Origin of the sequence: Flavobacterium pisciphilum (genome assembly GCF_020905345.1) — a bacterium.
In the GTDB taxonomy this organism is placed as follows: Bacteria; Bacteroidota; Bacteroidia; order Flavobacteriales; family Flavobacteriaceae; genus Flavobacterium; species Flavobacterium pisciphilum.
Window position 1 is genome coordinate 1022996 of the sequence record NZ_JAJJMO010000001.1, and the last position, 16427, is coordinate 1039422.

General features: G+C 32.7%; 18 protein-coding genes, 1 tRNA gene and 1 pseudogene. 6 read left to right on the forward strand and 14 right to left on the reverse strand.

The window, feature by feature from the left end:
* Window positions 1-14 precede the first annotated feature (14 nt).
* The 9 genes from LNQ49_RS03850 to LNQ49_RS03890 all read right to left on the reverse strand — a co-directional run bounded on the left by LNQ49_RS03850 (window position 15) and on the right by LNQ49_RS03890 (window position 8188).
* The gene (locus LNQ49_RS03850; protein ID WP_229987405.1) at window positions 15-1241 is read right to left on the reverse strand and encodes a sterol desaturase family protein; all 1227 of its coding nucleotides are present in this window, start codon (window positions 1239-1241) and stop codon (window positions 15-17) included.
* Between the two features lie 187 nt (window positions 1242-1428).
* Window positions 1429-2715: a Glu/Leu/Phe/Val family dehydrogenase gene (locus LNQ49_RS03855; RefSeq protein WP_229987406.1), complete on the reverse strand. Its 1287-nt coding sequence runs from the start codon at window positions 2713-2715 to the stop codon at window positions 1429-1431.
* A gap of 476 nt (window positions 2716-3191) precedes the next feature.
* Complete coding sequence (locus tag LNQ49_RS03860) at window positions 3192-3785, reverse strand: 2OG-Fe(II) oxygenase (RefSeq protein WP_229987407.1); 594 nt, start codon at window positions 3783-3785, stop codon at window positions 3192-3194.
* Window positions 3786-3943: 158 nt separating this feature from the next.
* Complete coding sequence (locus LNQ49_RS03865; protein ID WP_229987408.1) at window positions 3944-5407, reverse strand: AAA family ATPase; 1464 nt, start codon at window positions 5405-5407, stop codon at window positions 3944-3946.
* Between the two features lie 226 nt (window positions 5408-5633).
* Window positions 5634-6752 carry a vWA domain-containing protein gene (locus LNQ49_RS03870; protein ID WP_229987409.1) on the reverse strand — a complete coding sequence of 373 codons (1119 nt, stop codon included), beginning with the start codon at window positions 6750-6752 and terminating at the stop codon, window positions 5634-5636.
* A gap of 107 nt (window positions 6753-6859) precedes the next feature.
* Window positions 6860-7240, reverse strand: coding sequence for a YchJ family protein (locus LNQ49_RS03875; RefSeq protein WP_229987410.1), 381 nt, complete (start codon window positions 7238-7240; stop codon window positions 6860-6862).
* A 17-nt stretch (window positions 7241-7257) separates the two neighbouring features.
* Window positions 7258-7479 carry a hypothetical protein gene (locus tag LNQ49_RS03880; RefSeq protein ID WP_229987411.1) on the reverse strand — a complete coding sequence of 74 codons (222 nt, stop codon included), beginning with the start codon at window positions 7477-7479 and terminating at the stop codon, window positions 7258-7260.
* An 11-nt stretch (window positions 7480-7490) separates the two neighbouring features.
* On the reverse strand, window positions 7491-7643 hold the full coding sequence (locus LNQ49_RS03885) for a hypothetical protein (RefSeq protein WP_229987412.1): 153 nt from the start codon (window positions 7641-7643) through the stop codon (window positions 7491-7493).
* Complete coding sequence (locus tag LNQ49_RS03890) at window positions 7643-8188, reverse strand: hypothetical protein (protein WP_229987413.1); 546 nt, start codon at window positions 8186-8188, stop codon at window positions 7643-7645. The genes LNQ49_RS03885 and LNQ49_RS03890 overlap by 1 nt, the downstream gene beginning before the upstream one ends.
* An 88-nt stretch (window positions 8189-8276) precedes the next feature.
* On the opposite strand from LNQ49_RS03890, the gene LNQ49_RS03895 reads away from it, so the two are divergent.
* The 6 genes and pseudogenes from LNQ49_RS03895 to LNQ49_RS03915 all read left to right on the forward strand — a co-directional run bounded on the left by LNQ49_RS03895 (window position 8277) and on the right by LNQ49_RS03915 (window position 12298).
* Complete coding sequence (locus tag LNQ49_RS03895; protein WP_229987414.1) at window positions 8277-8528, forward strand: hypothetical protein; 252 nt, start codon at window positions 8277-8279, stop codon at window positions 8526-8528.
* Window positions 8529-8740: 212 nt separating this feature from the next.
* Entirely contained in the window at window positions 8741-9181 is a 441-nt protein-coding gene (locus tag LNQ49_RS03900) for a KTSC domain-containing protein (RefSeq protein ID WP_229987415.1), read from the forward strand.
* 253 nt (window positions 9182-9434) lie between these two features.
* Window positions 9435-10196, forward strand: a complete 762-nt coding sequence (locus tag LNQ49_RS03905) for a DUF4369 domain-containing protein (RefSeq protein WP_229987416.1) — start codon at window positions 9435-9437, stop codon at window positions 10194-10196.
* A gap of 18 nt (window positions 10197-10214) precedes the next feature.
* Window positions 10215-10601 (forward strand): annotated as a pseudogene (locus LNQ49_RS23345) (peroxiredoxin family protein); the annotation flags it as partial.
* Window positions 10602-11392: 791 nt separating this feature from the next.
* Window positions 11393-11476, forward strand: a tRNA-Tyr gene (locus LNQ49_RS03910).
* Between the two features lie 705 nt (window positions 11477-12181).
* Window positions 12182-12298 carry a PcfJ domain-containing protein gene (locus tag LNQ49_RS03915; RefSeq protein ID WP_229991313.1) on the forward strand — a complete coding sequence of 39 codons (117 nt, stop codon included), beginning with the start codon at window positions 12182-12184 and terminating at the stop codon, window positions 12296-12298.
* A 114-nt stretch (window positions 12299-12412) separates the two neighbouring features.
* Here LNQ49_RS03915 and LNQ49_RS03920 read toward each other — a convergent pair whose 3' ends face one another.
* The 5 genes from LNQ49_RS03920 to LNQ49_RS03940 form a co-directional block, all read right to left on the reverse strand.
* Entirely contained in the window at window positions 12413-12595 is a 183-nt protein-coding gene (locus LNQ49_RS03920) for a hypothetical protein (RefSeq protein ID WP_229987417.1), read from the reverse strand.
* A gap of 79 nt (window positions 12596-12674) precedes the next feature.
* Complete coding sequence (locus LNQ49_RS03925; protein WP_229987418.1) at window positions 12675-12875, reverse strand: hypothetical protein; 201 nt, start codon at window positions 12873-12875, stop codon at window positions 12675-12677.
* 3 nt (window positions 12876-12878) lie between these two features.
* Window positions 12879-13550: a hypothetical protein gene (locus LNQ49_RS03930; protein WP_229987419.1), complete on the reverse strand. Its 672-nt coding sequence runs from the start codon at window positions 13548-13550 to the stop codon at window positions 12879-12881.
* A 20-nt stretch (window positions 13551-13570) separates the two neighbouring features.
* A complete protein-coding gene (locus LNQ49_RS03935) occupies window positions 13571-13732 on the reverse strand; it encodes a hypothetical protein (protein ID WP_229987420.1) in 162 nt (53 codons plus the stop codon).
* Between the two features lie 82 nt (window positions 13733-13814).
* Window positions 13815-16010: a CHAT domain-containing protein gene (locus tag LNQ49_RS03940; RefSeq protein WP_229987421.1), complete on the reverse strand. Its 2196-nt coding sequence runs from the start codon at window positions 16008-16010 to the stop codon at window positions 13815-13817.
* Between the last annotated feature and the right edge of the window lie 417 nt (window positions 16011-16427).

Below are 16427 nucleotides of genomic sequence, written 5' to 3' on the forward strand. Positions count from 1 at the left end.
GTACAAGATTAGAGTTATCCCTCCGACGTTTCAAGCTCTAACACCATGTTCTGATATTTTTCTCCCAGAGAGAAAACTTGCTCAGCCAAAAACATGATAACAACAGGAACAATAAAGAATTCAACCTCGTTCACAACATATAAAAAATATGTCGTACAAATGAAAATACGGAAATATTCAAGATAAAAAATCCATTTTCTTTGCTCTAATAAAGCCCCACAATTAATAAGCGTAATGATGATAAAAGACAAAACAAATAATTTATCAGACACATTCAAAGAATCAAAATAATAAGTAAAAATAGTCAACAAAAATGTGCTTGCACCAAGTTGCAGATAGAGATAATTTTTAAATTTAAGTCGGTGGCTCGGATTGTCTTTGTCTTGTAGAAAACGTTTCTCTAATATCGGGCGAATATCCTGATCCATGTCGGCAGGGCTACCAAATATAGCATTCCAGCAAGCTTTAAAACCTTTGGAGCGTTTCCATAATTCGTAAATTTCAAAATAATAATGAAAATGTTGCCAAAGAAAACTGTAACTTTTTAAAGGATGTGTTAATCCATATTTTGGTTTTTCTTCCTCTTCTTGGAAAGTTCCAAAAATACGATCCCAAAATGTAAACATATCTCCATAGTTTTTATCCAAATATTTTTCATCCGAAGCATGATGAATCCCATGAACCGATGGTGTTACAAAAACATATTCTAACCATTTTATTCTCTTTATAACCTGTGTATGTGTAAAAAAAGAATAAGCACCATGCACTATAAGCATCGTAATAACCATCTTAGGATGGAAACCTATAAAAGGTAGTATACACCAAAATCCAGTTCGAATAATAGCCTGAAAGGTCGTTATTCTTGCTGCTGCAGTAAAATTAAACTCACTACTATGATGATGCACAATGTGAGCAGCCCAGAAAAAATTTACTTCATGCCCCAGTCTGTGATACCAATACCAAACAAAATCTGTTGCGAGAATCAATCCAATCCAAACTAAAAAATTACTTGAAATATCAAAAATCCTGTAATTATTATAGATGTAATAATACAATTGGTAAAAACTGGCCGCGATAAAAAGATTAATCAATCGTTCAGCAATACCAATACTTATGTTAGAAACAGAACTTTCATAATTAAATAATTCTGGTCGATTACTTCGCTGTGCCAATCGAAACTCAATATATACAAAAAGAAAAAAAGCAGGCATGGCAAAAGCCAAAAAATTAATGTGTTCCATTTTTAAATAATATATATGCTAAGAATAACAAAACTGAATAAAAAAGACATTTCCATTGACTATATACTAATGCGACTAACCAACGCAGTATTTAAAAAAAGAAAAAAAACATCAAAAAAAATACTACATATAGCCAATGAAAATTATCTTAAATCTAGTTTAAAGTTGACTTTAAACGTAATCGTTCTTAATTTTGCTTGAATTTTTTTTCAATCAATTTAATTTCTTTTACTTCCTGAACTTCTGCAACCTTACGCAGAGCAATTATATAAGCAGCAATACGCGGTGATACTTTATATTTTACAGAGGTAGCAAAAACTGTTTCAAAACTTTTTTCTAATATATCTTCCAAACGCTTATTAATCTGATTGATTCTCCAAGACTCTAAAAGACAATTCTGAAGCCATTCAAAATAAGAAACCGTAACCCCTCCAGCATTTGCTAAAATATCTGGAACTACTAAAATATTGTTCTCATGCAGTATTTTATCAGCATCTGAAGAAACAGGTCCATTAGCCCCTTCAACTATAATCTTGGCACGGATAGATCCCGCATTTACTGCAGTAATCACATCTTCCTTGGCTGCAGGAATGAGAACATCTACTTCAAGTAACAATAGCTCTTCATGTTTTATAGCAACAGCATTTGGGTATCCGTTCACGCTTTTGTTATTTAGATTATAATACAAGATAAGCTCTGGAATATTTAATCCTTGTGGATTATAAAATGCTTCAGAAATATCACTTACAGCAACAATTTTAACTCCTTTTTCAAATAAAAATAAAGCGGAATAAAGTCCTACATTGCCAAATCCTTGAATAGCTGCGGTTGATCTTGCAGGTCTAAGTTTTAATTTTTGAAGTGCCAGAATACTAATAATGCTTACTCCTCTCCCTGTGGCTTCTACCCGACCCAATGAACCTCCTGAATGCAAATGTTTACCAGTCACAACAGAATGAATTGTTTTTCCATGAATCAAAGAAAACTCATCCATTAACCACCCCATTTCATCTGGACCAGTTCCCATATCTGGAGCAGGAACATCTTTGTCAGGCCCAAAAATATCCGACAAAGCATTAGTGTATTCCCGTGTAATTTTTTCTAATTCAGTTTTAGAATGTTGCCTTGGATCGCAAATAATTCCTCCTTTGGCTCCTCCAAAAGGAATTCCTGTTACTGCCGATTTCCAAGTCATCCAAGCAGCAAGGGCTTTTACCTCATCGAGATTAACGGCTGTATCATAACGAATACCTCCTTTAGATGGTCCCAATGCAGTATTATGAATTACACGATATCCTTCAAAGTTTTGTTCTTTACCATTATCAAGTGTAATAGAGAAATTAACTACGATTTGCTTCTCTGGTCTTTGTAGTTTTTGCCTAACCGATTCATCCAATTTAAGAATATCGGCAGCTATATTAAAACGATCAATCATCGATTGAAAAGGGTTCTGTTTTGCAATTTGTGAACTCATAATTTTATGGGTGTTAAATTATAATTTTTTAGTAAATAAGTATAGTAATTGAAATGAGAATGGCATAAAAAAACCCTTTCGAAACTGTTACGAAAGAGCTTAAATAGTATCATATAAACAATAGCAACTTCTGCAACAGGGGGGAATTTTCATGTGGCAGCATTGCATCATAATGTTTGTATTTATAGAATATAATCTCATATTTTATTTTTTAGCTATAATTCAAAATCTATCATTCTTAAAAATCTTCCTATAACATGTAAAATAGGCCTTTTAAACTAGATAGCCTAATTATACTAAGCTAGTTCATACAACAAATCATACATATAGCACATTATTGCATCACAGTCATAAGGGATAGTATTTTGGCTTTCGTTTCTCATTTCTTTTACAAATCTATAAATATATTTCTAATATTCTATAGAAATAGTAGAGTTATTTTAATTAAAAAACAAAACACACTAAAAACCAGTTACTTAATCACTCTTTAACCAACCTGTAATACTCATTCTAGTATTTTGAGTAATCAATACTTCATGTACAAGTTCATCACTTTTAAAAAAAACTGTTTTTCCTTGGGTAGGGCTAATTTTCTGATTGTTATCTAACTGATGAATAAGAAGTTCTCCCCCATCACTTTCTTTCCAGTTGGCGTTTAAATAACATATCATAGAATATTTTCTACTTGGGTTATTCTTAAACTGATCCAAATGTTTTAGATAAAAATCTCCTTTTTCATACAAAGAGTAATGAAACTCATAACTTGTTATTCCAGCATAACAACTACTATTTAAGTAAGCTATAAAAGTTTCTATTTGTACAAAGAATTCATTTTCGAATGCATTATTATGCTTTTTGTCAAGCCAATAAATTGAATCGCTACGAATAGCCCCATCATAAGTCACTTTTTCCAGATTGCCTACTCCTGCATCGAGTAATAAACTATTGGCATTTAAATCAAGAAGATTTTGTTTTAAATTATTTGCCAATTCTGTACTTAAAAAATGTTCGCATATACCTACTTTACTATCTATATAGGTAGCGATCAAAGCCTCAAAGCTATTTTCCATTTATGTTTTTTGATGGAATGCAAGTACAACCAACGGTCGAAGGTAGGCTAAAAAAAATATGCACCACTAAAATTGACAACAAATAATAAAAAATAATAATTCAAACTTGAAACTGCATAAAAAAGGGTTTGACAATCATCAAACCCTTTTTACAATTTTTATAACTTGCTGATATAACTTCCGTACATATCCTTGAACTCATATCCATCAGAAAAACGGTCTTTACTTAGTTTTTTATATTCAACCAATCCCCATAGAATAAACTCTTTCATAAAATGACGGTCTTCTTCTGGCAATTCAGGTTGGTATTTTTTAAGTAAGATATCCAACGGCGGAATTCCATCAAGAATTCTCTTGTATTCCTCATCTGAGCAATCATCTAATAACTCAAAACCACTTTCGGTAAAGAACCATTCGATTGTATCTGTATATGGTGTTTTTTCATTCGGTTTTTCCAATTTTTCAATCTTCGGAAAATAGGTTGGGAAAAATGTTCGAATCGCATCTCCAATCAGGTGTTGCGCAACAATAGCTGCTCCCTCCTGCTCTCCTTCATAAACCAGTTCAACTTTTCCTGTAATAGCTGGAATAATTCCCATAAAATCCGATAAACGCAACGTAGTTTTATCAACACCAGCAAGCAAAGCACGGCGTTCTGCAGTACTCAATAAGTTTTCATAAGCAGTAATACTCATCCTTGCGCTTACCCCACTTTTGTTGTCAACAAATTCACTTTCACGAGCTTCAAAACTTATTTGTTCTAATAAATCCTTAGCCACACTCGGGATATAAACCAATTCTTCTTGTTCTACATCCAACTTTGCCTCTTGCTCAGTAATCGTTCTTGCAATAGCTACTGTTTCTGGATAATGCGTTAAAATTTGTGATCCTATTCTATCCTTTAAAGGCGTTACAATACTTCCTCTATTGGTATAATCCTCAGGATTTGCAGTAAATACAAACTGCATATCAAGTGGCATTCTTAATTTAAAACCTCTTATCTGAATATCTCCTTCTTGTAGAATATTAAACAATGCTACTTGAATTCTTGCTTGCAAATCGGGTAATTCATTAATTACGAAAATACAACGATTGGCACGTGGAATCATTCCAAAATGTATCACACGATCATCTGCATAAGACAGCTTTAAATTCGCCGCTTTAATAGGATCAACATCACCAATTAAGTCAGCAACAGTTACATCTGGTGTAGCCAATTTTTCAAAAAAACGATCACTTCTGTGAAGCCAACTTATTGGAGTTGCATCGCCTTTATCTGCAATAATATCTTTTGCAAAACGCGATATGGGATTCAGCGGATCGTCATTAATCTCAGAACCAGCTACAAATGGAATATATTCATCTAATAATTCAACCATTTTTCGAGCCAATCTCGTTTTAGCCTGCCCACGAAGTCCTAATAAATTAATATTATGACGGGATAAAATAGCACGTTCTAATTCTGGAATAACTGTATTCTCAAAACCATGAACTCCTTCAAAAACTGGCTTTCCTGATTTTATCTTCTCACGAAGATTATTTCGCAATTCGTCTTTGATACTTTTACTTTCGTATCCTGCTTTTTTTAATTCACCAAGTGTTTTTATATTTTCTACTTTCATGTTTGTTATTTAAAATTAAAGGCTGAAGAATTTAAATTATCATCCTTTAGTATTATTTTATTATGCTTATTGTAATTCGTATCAATCACGCTGATTTTTAGTTTCAAACAATTTCAATATGAATTTACTATAATTAATCTCATTTACATGTTTCTACTCCGCTCTGCATGACAATCTAGTCAAAACCTTTGAATCTTAGTAACTCTGAGCCTGAACCTAAGAAATCCTATTTAATCCTTTTCTTTCTATTCGCTTCATAATCTTCAAAAATCATTTCTCCGAGACCTTTCAATCCTGTATAAAATGCTTTTCCTTGATTTGCTTCGGTAAAATGATTCACAAAGCGTTGCAAATACGGATCATTTGCAATCATAAATGTTGTAATTGGAATATGCAGTTTCCTAGCTTGTTGCGCCTGATTGTAACATTTATCTACAATATACTCATCTAAGCCATTACTATTCATATAGTAAGATCCATCACGTTCGCGAACGCAACTTGGTTTACCATCAGTAATCATAAATATTTGCTTATTGGTATTTCGTTTTCGGCGTAATAAATCCATTGCCAGTTGCAAGCCTGCTACCGTATTGGTGTGATAGGGCCCAACTTTTAAATAAGGTAAATCCTTGATGGCAATTGTCCAAGCATCATTTCCAAAAACCAATATATCAAGTGTATCTTTAGGATAACGTGTAGTAATTAATTCCGCCAAAGCCATGGCGACTTTTTTGGCAGGAGTAATACGATCTTCACCATACAAAATCATACTATGGCTAATATCAATCATTAAGACAGTACTCATCTGTGATTTGTATTGTGTTTCTTCAACAACCAAATCATTTTCGGTGAGCATAAAACCATCTACTCCATTATTAATTTGAGCATTGCGCAAACTTTCTGTAAGCGAAATCCGTTCTAATCCATCACCAAAATGAAATTCACGGAATTCTCCCGTATGTTCATCCCCGCTTCCAGCATATTTAGTTTTGTGATTTCCGTTTCCAGAGCGCTTTAAATTTCCGAATATCTGATCTAAAGCCTGTTGCCTTATAGCTCGTTCGGTTTTGGGAGTAATCCCAATTCCCGATGAACCATCTTCTTTCAGTTCATCTTTTATATAGCCTTTCTTTTTTAGATCTTCTATAAAATCATCGATGGTATAATTCTCATCAGTAAGCTTGTATTCTTTATCCAATTCTCGAAGCCAATCTATTGCTTCATCAAAATCACCCGAAGTATGAGTGATTAACTCTTTGAAAATACCAAAAAGTTTTTCAAACGGAGACTGATTTGGTGCTTCGTATGTTTTAAAATAAAACCCTTTTTTATGTTCCTCTTTCATAATTCTAAAATTACATCATTTTAGACTCTAGCTAAACAATATAGATATTAATATTTAGTTAAAAGATTCAGCAAAAAAACAGCTGATAATCAGTACAAAACTACTAATTATTCAAATTTTCCGTCAACATAGTACCAAGCACCATTTTCTTGTTTAAAAGTAGAAAATTCGTAATGCGTTTGCGGTTCTTTATTTTCGTCTAAAAAATAAGCTTTAAAGGCAACAGTAGTTTCTGTAAAGCTGATAATTTCTAATCGTTGCCACTCATTGGTAGTAGCCCATTTTAAAATATCTTCTTTCGAATAATATTTCCTTTCTGATGAATGGGTCGTAGCCAATAAATAATCGGCGTCTTTAATAACGTAAGCCGAAAATCGAGAACGCATTAAAGCCAAAGCTGTTGGTGCTATTTGATTATTCTTGAGATACAAACCACAACAATTATCAAAATCTAAACCTGTATCACAATAACATTTGGAATTTTCCATGAAAGTAAAATCTACTATTATTCGGCAGTATTAATCTTTTGGTGCAATTGATTTAGCAAAACCTGGTATTTACTAATCTCGATTAAATCTTCGTCTTCTTCAGAGAAATCAAGCAATTCATCCAAAATATCACTTACTTCTACCAATTTATTATTCGCAGATTTGTTTTGTTTAGCAGCAATTAAATCTATAATTTCCTGAACGCTTTCTTTTAAACCGCTGAATTTATCTTTTTCCATTTATATGTGTTTTATTTATCAGATGAAGATTTGTCTTCATTGAATTTCTTTACAATTTGTTTTAATTTCTCTTTACGTGCAAGTTCTGCCTGTTTAGCTTTGTCCTGTGCTTTGTGCAACTTATCGTTGTGCTTCTTGATATTCCTTTCGTTATTCCTTCCCATTATTCTATCTCTTTTTTAATTTCTTCCAATGTTTTATTGGTAAAAATAAGTTCATTTATAATTGATTTACGCAAAATAGCAATATCATCATAATCAAAATATTTTGCCCACGAAGTTAATTGCTGTAAATTCCTAATTTGCTTAATTCTTTTTGTTGTTTCAAAACTTGTTCTAAGTATTGCTTTATTATTGTACTCAGGATTATTTTTATGTTGATAATTAACACTGTTTTTATCAAAATCAGCTTCGATATAATATAATTTATCAATAGCATTATCAGGATAAAAAGAGCTCCAAGGTGCAAAACCTAGTTTAAATTTAGATTCTGTTTCTGGTTCCAAAGCGATTAAACGCCATTTACTATTGGCCAATCTTCCCCAATGATTCGAAAAACGATACATCCCTAAATCTGAATAATAATAGGTGCTTCCGGCCTTACTTTCAAATTGAATTTTCAAACCTTCAACTTCTTTCTTCGTTACTTCCTGAAAAACACAAAATGTATTTTTGAACGAATTTGGATTTGGTCTAAAGTTTTTTTGCATGTGCAAATATACTCAGATTGTCACGAACTCCCTAAACCAAACAATATATTGATTAACTTTGCAGCATCAATTTTTAAATAAAAATATCATGACAAAGGCTTCTCAAGAAAAAATGTTACAAAAAGGAGTTTATACAGGAGTAATGGAGAAGGATGAAAATAACAATTATTTTTGTGGTGAATACCTTTTAGATTACAAGATAGCACATGCTAATCACGTAGTTGGAGATTGGATTACTATAAAGTCTATAATCGAAAACCCTAGCGATATCAGTTATAACAAATATCCAAAAAAGTCAAAAAACTTTGACAAGGCAAATAATAAACCAGAACAAAAATAAATCGATTATTTTCAAAGTTCTGAACTTTCATACTTAAGTTCATGCAAAAGGCATGCTTTTTAACTCTCAGAATCAATATTTTATATATTTTTTGAATATTTTTTACTACGAAAGTAAAAAGTTAAAAAAAAGTGTACCTTTGCAAAAAATTTGTCTTTTTTGAATTAAACAAATATTAATTTCAATCTAATAGACAAGTAGTTATCTTATTTATGAAAAAAATAGTTGAATACCGCAAGTTACTAAATGTAGACAAAACTGCAGAATTAAAAGATTTAAAAACCATTTACCGTAATGCTATGAAAGAATGTCATCCTGACAAATTTCAAGGTAACGACGCTGGTTTGAAAGAAGCAGAAGAAAAAAGTAAATTAGTTATTGAAGCATACCACTTTTTGGTAAGTATCAATCCTGAGACAATTAAATCAAACTTGCCAGAATATACTGAAACAATCTCTACTTCATCTATTACAGATTACAAATTTGTAGAAGGTAGATTAATTATTGATTTCTCAAATGGTAGTGTTTACGAATACATCAGTGTACCTAAAGCTACTTACGTAAAAATGGTAAATGCAGATTCTCCTGGTAGATTTGCAAAAAGACATATTCTTAACTCTTTTACTTGGAGAAAGAAAACAAATCAAGACTAGTTTTTATAGTTTTTATAGAAAAGCATCCACCACTGGCGGATGCTTTTTTTTTGCTACAAAAACACATAAAATATTGTTTTTTATTTTAGAATAAACCCAAAAGAGCATCATCTCCCGATTAAAAACCCATCAAACAGACTGATTACGAAGTTTTTACCCTACAAAAAACTATAACAAAATTTTAGGTTACAAAATTATTTATGTCTTATAATTTTAAATACTTTTGTTCCACAAATCAATTAACTAATTAATAATGAAAAAAATATTTTTTTTACTTGCTGCTTCTATAGCAATAATTTCATGCAACAAAGTTAAAGACGGAGAATACCTTATTACTGGAACTGCAAAAGGAATTGAAAACGGGAAAACTATCATCCTACAAACTCAAGATCCAGCTACAGGAGCGCCTATCTCTCTTGACACTGTAAAAGTTGAAAACGGAAAATTCGAAATTAAAGGTAAAGTTACTGAGCCTGCATTTCACATATTACAATTACAAGATGCTCAAGGTCCTATTCCTTTTATCCTTGAAACTGGAGAAATTACAGTTGTTGTAGATAAAGACAGCATCCACAAATCTAAAATCTCTGGTACATACAACAATGATGAGTATGTAAAATTCAATGATGAGCTTATGAAAGTTCAAAAGAAATTAGTTGATTTCCAGAAAAAAAACACTGCAACTATGAACACTGCTCAACAAGCTAAAGATACAGCAGTAATCAATGGTTTAATGAAAGAATTCATGAAAATCCAAGGTGATGTTCAAACTGAAACTAAAAATAAGTACACTACTTATGCTGAGTCTCACCCAAAATCTTTCATCAGCGCATTAATCATCAAAGGAATGTTAAATGACCCTTCAACTGATTTGAAAAAAGCTGAAGCTATTTACACTAGTTTAGATGAATCTGTAAAGAACACTAAACCAGGAAAAGAAATCAAAGAAAAAATCGGTCAAATGAAAATGCCTGCTGTTGGTGCTACTGCTCCTCCAGTTGGTAGCGCTAACTGAAGATCAGATTTTTCTGCTCCTAATCCAGAAGGAAAAACGGTATCGCTTAAAGAAAGTTTAGGCAAAGTTACCATTGTAGATTTTTGGGCTTCATGGTGTGGACCATGTAGAAAGGAAAACCCAAATGTTGTAGCTATCTATAAAGAACTACATTCAAAAGGACTTAATATTATTGGTGTTTCTTTAGACAAAGATGCCAAAGCTTGGAAAGAAGCCATTGCAAAAGATAATTTAACTTGGACGCACGTTTCTAACTTAAAATTTTGGGATGAGCCAATTGCAGCTCAATACGGTGTTCAATCAATTCCTGCAACATTTATACTAGATGCATCAGGAAAAGTTGTAGCACAAGATTTAAGAGGCGATGAACTTAGAGCAAAAATTATTGAGCTTTTAGCTAAATAATACCAATATTAGAATAAAAACAAAAAAAATCTCCCTAGTGGAGATTTTTTTGTTTTAATCAATACCGAACACAAGTTCTTAACTTAAATGTCTAAAATGAGCTAATAATAACCCATAGCGCATTTCAATATATTCCTGTGACACTAATTAGTAGAACTATCTTAAAAAATACTATGACAGAGTTTAAAAGCCAATTGACTTAAAGTGAAAATCTCCTCTGTGGAGATTTTTTTATTTTATCCAACATCGAACACAACTTTTCAACTTAAATCTCTAAAACGAGCCAATAATAACTCAATACAGTATTTCAATCTAATCTTAGAACTCTCCTACTTGATACATCTAAAGAAATAACAATTCCAGATCTCAGGAATAATAAACTAAAACAAAATCACCTCCTCTAGTAAAAGATTATCATTTTATTCAATCTCATTTGTCCTGAATATCGTTAATAATTAAAAATTTCAGGAAGCTTTGATAACAAAACATCCTTCGCCTTCGATTATTTTTCACATCATCTACATTTAAATCATCTAAAAAAAGCAATATTTCATCTAAGAGGTAGCGAAGTTAAAGTTGAATTTCTCCCATTTTCGGGCTAATAATGCCAACATCTAAAAAAAAATTAAAAAAAATCACCTAGCCGCATCTTTTTATTTTATTCAATACCAACGATTTAAAAAACAACACAAAATAAACTTAAAATTAAGTGTGATTTTTGTTTGCAGAATTAAAAAGTGTCCCTATATTTGCACCCGTCAAGCAGAACAACGCAAGACAAAACAAGCTTCGGGGAGATACTCAAGCGGCCAACGAGGGCAGACTGTAAATCTGCTGTGTGAACTTCGCAGGTTCGAATCCTGCTCTCCCCACCAAAAAAGTCCTAATGAAAATTAGGACTTTTTTTATGCTTAAAAACCAAAGTATTCTTCAAGGATTTGGATAAACACGAAAAGAAACCCGACAACCAAAAACAGTCCTCCCAAATTAAATAAAACACATTACTTGTCAGCGAAAACTAAAATACAAGACTCTTTCAAGGAAATTGAATGGCCTCAGTTTTTGATACCTGCGAAGGGTTCCAAATGGTACGCATTGTATACTCGTACAAGCAAATGAAAAGGGTTACACCCCTACATTTCCACAAGGAAGTGATGCATCATTGGATAACTTCAAAAGGCGAAGTACACACCATGTCTTTAAGTACAAAGGTATTTTCAAGTGTCTATCATGCATGGCAATATTATTCTGCTCTTGAAATCCGTTCAAAGGATTTTTAAAACTCCCCGAAATATCTAATCAATCCTTATAAGATATTTCCAAAAATAAAAATTCACCCTGTCTTAAAAAGAAACGGTTTTAAAAGTGGTTTTCACAATGTCGCTCCGCAGATTCTCTTTACTTCCCTTTTAAAAGATTCAATAACAGAGACCCTTTTAAAATCCTCTCGGAATTCTCTTCTATCCTATTATCTACTTTCACAAGAACAAAATATCAGACAGAACTAGCAGGCTGTTAAAACCTGCCTGAAATACAGTTATAAAATTAAGGATTTCAAAATATGGGAAGATTACATAGCCCTGCTCCGTTGGTTTAAGAAAGACCTCAACTGTGCCTCTTTTGTCTGTCCTGAAAATCTTCATGAAGTTCACGATAAACTTGTGACTAAAAAAGGGAAAACAAAAAAGGTAATATAATTTTAAGTAAAGCTGATAATTACATCGGCTTTTTTCGGTGCAGACACTCCAAGGCAGGAGTATTCTTTAGATGAACTATTATCTTATGATTTTAGCTGGCATTTACAGATCGCCCTATTCAAGTTCAACGGCAAAACCAAGGCATTCCCAGTATTCTATCACCACATCTTCATGGTCTATTGTTTCTGCTCCATATCTTCCCGATCGAAAATTGAGCATTACTGAATCAGGTCCTAAAAACCAAAGCTCACCTCCCTGAAGTGCAGGTTCTCCAGCTGTAATATTACTATGACACACACATCCTCTAGCAGCCGCTGGGTTTGGCGTACTTTCCAGGATAACAAACAGCCCATTAACATCTATAATCCACAGATATCTATTTGATTAAATTAGTTCTAGTTGCAAATTGCACATTATCTAAACCTGCACTGTTAATATGAATCAAATGGGATGCAAATGATATACATTCCCCAGTTCCTACCTTTTTTGAATTCTCTTGATTATCTCGGTTTACTCTCTTAAATGGCAATACTGCAGGTCCAAGTCTAGCTAATAAACTTTCAGTTGGTTTACTCATAGACTAAAATTTTACATCTCCTTTTTCCAAAACCTCTTCAACAAGATTAACATCGGCGTTCTCTATATCAAGCAGGGATGCTAGCGGAATCTTCTCTAGATCAGAATTCCTGTATACAATCCTTTCATTTGTGGTTGCAAATACTTTTCTATTTTTCGGGCTGATATAAAAATTCAGGCCTGAATAGGAAAATGAATCATAGATAAACCTTTCATTGATAATATTATGATTAACAGCTAACTGTTCGCTAAAATACTTTTCACCTAAGATTACAGCCAATTTCCATAGAACCTTTTCTTCAGCTAAATAACGGCTTGGCTTGAAAAGAATGGAAAATTCTACATCGCTGTAAGGAGACTTTAATTCCACGAATTTATAAACTAAATCAGATTCCAATAGAATATTGATTTTTGAGTTACTTATATATGTGATTCTGGTATTCGCGCGGTAACTTCCTTGGTAGAAAAAATTTTCAAATTCAGTATTGACTATCCCTCTAATATCGACACTTCCATCTTGAATTAATTTAGAGTATTCTAATAAATTCCTTTTAGGATACAGTTTAAAAGTTAGACCGAGTTTTAAAGATCTAGAAACTTTACTCAGCAGACGTCTTTTGGTGTCTTTGGCTAATTCAGGCTTAATTGGTACACTTAATCCGCCTTTAAATTTCATACTTACGTTTGCCGGTTGCTTTAAAGTACCATGTTTTTTTTAGAGTTAGGTTCCACTACCCATATTTTGGACAAATGGACTCCAACTGGCTGCAAATAAACATAGTTCTCCTTTAATTCTCCGATTGCCGCAAACCCTTCAGAATTAATTTTTTCCGTATATACTTTTGCTTTTACACTCATCAAGCTTCTTTTTTACTAAGATAATACATTCCTCTTAAATATTTTTTTCTTTACAGAAAATTCAGTGCAAAGGTTTGCTGAATCAGCGGGAAAAGTTTGCTTTTTCAAAATCCTCAATATGTTTTTTAAACAGCACTAAATCTCCCCTTCCTATATTGGTGTAATACAAAAATTCATAGGCCTTAGGCTTTAAAATATTCGACTTTTTTGCAGGAAGAGATTTTATGAATCGTTCTGCATCCTTGAAAACATGTTTTCTTCTTGAAAAAACCAAAATATCCTGCGCCAGTTTAAAATACTCTTTTTTAATCTCTTTATCTGCCTTTTCGTCTAGCGGTAAAGGGGCATAAATTCTGTGCAGAAAGGTAGAACGGATGTTATAACATATGTATTCCAACCAGTTTTTGAATCTTCCTTCGCGGGCTGCTTTATCTAAACTGTTAAGGATGCTTATATAGGCCATAGTAGCATTATCTACCTCGACCGGTATATAAGTTGAAGTAACTGATCTTGACCCGCACTGCAGAAAAGCATTAGCAATTGGGTTAAACGTACCATAGGTAGGTGCAGTCCCGCAGGCTGAAAGAAATACCAAAGGAACAGATATGCCATTTTCAACAATAAACTCATAAGTCAGGTCATCACTGCCCATCTGCAAATAGGTGTCTTTCATTTCTTCATTTACTCTACCATGAGTATCTATAATCAAAAAATCTGGATTATGTTTTTTTAGTACCCGCATAAAATCTGCATTCGATATGCAGGTCTCCACAATAAAATTGTGTTCATCTGCCATCTCAAATAATACAGTATGCCACTTTATAAAATCATCGTCGTCTGTACCCAGTACTATTAATGTTTTCGAAATGATGTCTTCAGAGATTCGAAAATCCAGCATGGAATTAATCGCAAATGATACCAGATGGTTATTAAAACTTGTTTCTGGGATTCGGGTAATATCATGAGTGAAGGATAATGGGACATTATCTAACCGCAGCCATTCAAATGGGAGGTCCGTGACTGAAATGATTTGTGAATTCCTACCCACCAAATAGCTGCTGAATTCAGTACTGAATACCGATTCCGAAATACAGCTTCCTATCCTGGCCAAAGTATCGCTTAGTTTCAGCTGCGCCTTTAATGTTGCAAATTTATGAAAATGCTTTGGTGCTATAAAAGATAAATCCCTGTAAAGGGTCTTTCCTTTTATAGGCAGCCTAACGTATGGCATCAAATTGAAACTAGCAAGAAGAAAACACGTACTGTCCAAAAATTTCATTCTATCCTGCATTATCTTCCCCCCTGCACTGTACAGTACTCTGTTTTCAGCGCTATCAATAGCTGTACTGACATAATTGGATGACTGTTCAACCCGAAGCGCGGACATAATCTTTTTAAATATAGGGTCGGTTTTATCTGAGTAAAAATCCTCAATATCGGGATTATGGAAAGGAAAACAGAAAAAAATTGGATTAAGCTGACCCCGCTGTTGTTCAAAATTTTGAAATAACTTAAGTCTGGAAAACAGCTTGTCAAAAGCCTTAAGCTGATCAATAAACAAATTTAAGCGCTCAAAAGTATCTTGGTTTTTAATGGCATGGCGGCTAATATCTGTAAGCTCTTCACTTGTCACCTCATCTGGAGTTCCAAAATTTCCTAAGTAATTGTTGTAAGTGAGGAAATTTGTTTTGGCGGGAAGAAAGTTGCTGTGGTATTTTAACTCATTCTGCTCATAATCAGTAGATAAAAACACTCTCGGGTACTCATGTATTATATTGAAATGACTGTAAATTTCTTCATCTTGGGTAAGTTCGCAAAGCAGATTAAATATGCACGCCTTATTAGAGGATTCATCAAACTCTAAATTTAAAAAATAAATAAATTTAAAGTTTAAGTGCTTAATAATGGCTTTAAATTCCATGTCTTCCGGCCTGTTCTCCTCGAACAGTACAATAACCAATTGCTTTGTTTCTTCAAGCAGCTTCAATATTAATTGTTGATCGGATCTTTTATAAAACGCAACGGTATAAGGATTGTAGTTTAAGTAATTAACCTCGGATATGGCATACAACTCTGGATCATACAGCTGATAAAGGTTTTTGGGCAAAAATTTTAAATAATCAATAGAATTAAAGTTAACATTTCTCAGCGGGACAAATGGCAGTTCTAATTCATATTCATCAATCAATACAATGTAAAGGATGTTGGTGGGTTCTATATTCCTAATTCTCATTATAAAATCTATATTATTACTCTGATTACCAACTTTAACAAACATAAAACAGAATAATAATGTAAGTCATTGGCCTAAATGTTCGCCAATATAATTAATTACCAAACTAGCTAAATAGGTAGAATTACCTGTTTTATAATTATTTTTCAAATATTCTTAAGCATATTTATGCACTTTTTTGTGACTAAATCTAGACAAATCAACACTCTACAAAAAACAAATAACTCAATATCAACAATTTGTTAAACTAAATTCGAATATCTAATAAAAACTAAAAATAACTTCATGGAAATTTAAAGAAATTTCCAAATTAAATAGTGAAGGGAAACATCAATGGGAACATAACCAAGATTAGATTGAAAATCAGGTAATTATACGCATACAAATTTCAATCCTCTATAGTATATTTGAAAATACACTTTACAGTATAAATATACTTATCTTAATACAAAAATAAAACAT

Bases quoted from the DNA above. Each gene is read 5' to 3' on its own strand.
- LNQ49_RS03865 (WP_229987408.1), bottom strand. From the start codon at position 5,407: ATGAAAGTAGAAAATATAAAAACACTTGGTGAATTAAAAAAAGCAGGA.
- LNQ49_RS03905 (WP_229987416.1), top strand. From the start codon at position 9,435: ATGAAAAAAATATTTTTTTTACTTGCTGCTTCTATAGCAATAATTTCA.
- LNQ49_RS03895 (WP_229987414.1), top strand. From the start codon at position 8,277: ATGACAAAGGCTTCTCAAGAAAAAATGTTACAAAAAGGAGTTTATACA.
- LNQ49_RS03935 (WP_229987420.1), bottom strand. From the start codon at position 13,732: ATGAGTGTAAAAGCAAAAGTATATACGGAAAAAATTAATTCTGAAGGG.
- LNQ49_RS03860 (WP_229987407.1), bottom strand. From the start codon at position 3,785: ATGGAAAATAGCTTTGAGGCTTTGATCGCTACCTATATAGATAGTAAA.
- LNQ49_RS03925 (WP_229987418.1), bottom strand. From the start codon at position 12,875: ATGAGTAAACCAACTGAAAGTTTATTAGCTAGACTTGGACCTGCAGTA.
- LNQ49_RS03885 (WP_229987412.1), bottom strand. From the start codon at position 7,643: ATGGGAAGGAATAACGAAAGGAATATCAAGAAGCACAACGATAAGTTG.
- LNQ49_RS03850 (WP_229987405.1), bottom strand. From the start codon at position 1,241: ATGGAACACATTAATTTTTTGGCTTTTGCCATGCCTGCTTTTTTTCTT.
- LNQ49_RS03890 (WP_229987413.1), bottom strand. From the start codon at position 8,188: ATGCAAAAAAACTTTAGACCAAATCCAAATTCGTTCAAAAATACATTT.
- LNQ49_RS03855 (WP_229987406.1), bottom strand. From the start codon at position 2,715: ATGAGTTCACAAATTGCAAAACAGAACCCTTTTCAATCGATGATTGAT.
- LNQ49_RS03940 (WP_229987421.1), bottom strand. From the start codon at position 16,010: ATGTTTGTTAAAGTTGGTAATCAGAGTAATAATATAGATTTTATAATG.
- LNQ49_RS03875 (WP_229987410.1), bottom strand. From the start codon at position 7,240: ATGGAAAATTCCAAATGTTATTGTGATACAGGTTTAGATTTTGATAAT.
- LNQ49_RS03930 (WP_229987419.1), bottom strand. From the start codon at position 13,550: ATGAAATTTAAAGGCGGATTAAGTGTACCAATTAAGCCTGAATTAGCC.
- LNQ49_RS03880 (WP_229987411.1), bottom strand. From the start codon at position 7,479: ATGGAAAAAGATAAATTCAGCGGTTTAAAAGAAAGCGTTCAGGAAATT.
- LNQ49_RS03870 (WP_229987409.1), bottom strand. From the start codon at position 6,752: ATGAAAGAGGAACATAAAAAAGGGTTTTATTTTAAAACATACGAAGCA.
- LNQ49_RS03900 (WP_229987415.1), top strand. From the start codon at position 8,741: ATGAAAAAAATAGTTGAATACCGCAAGTTACTAAATGTAGACAAAACT.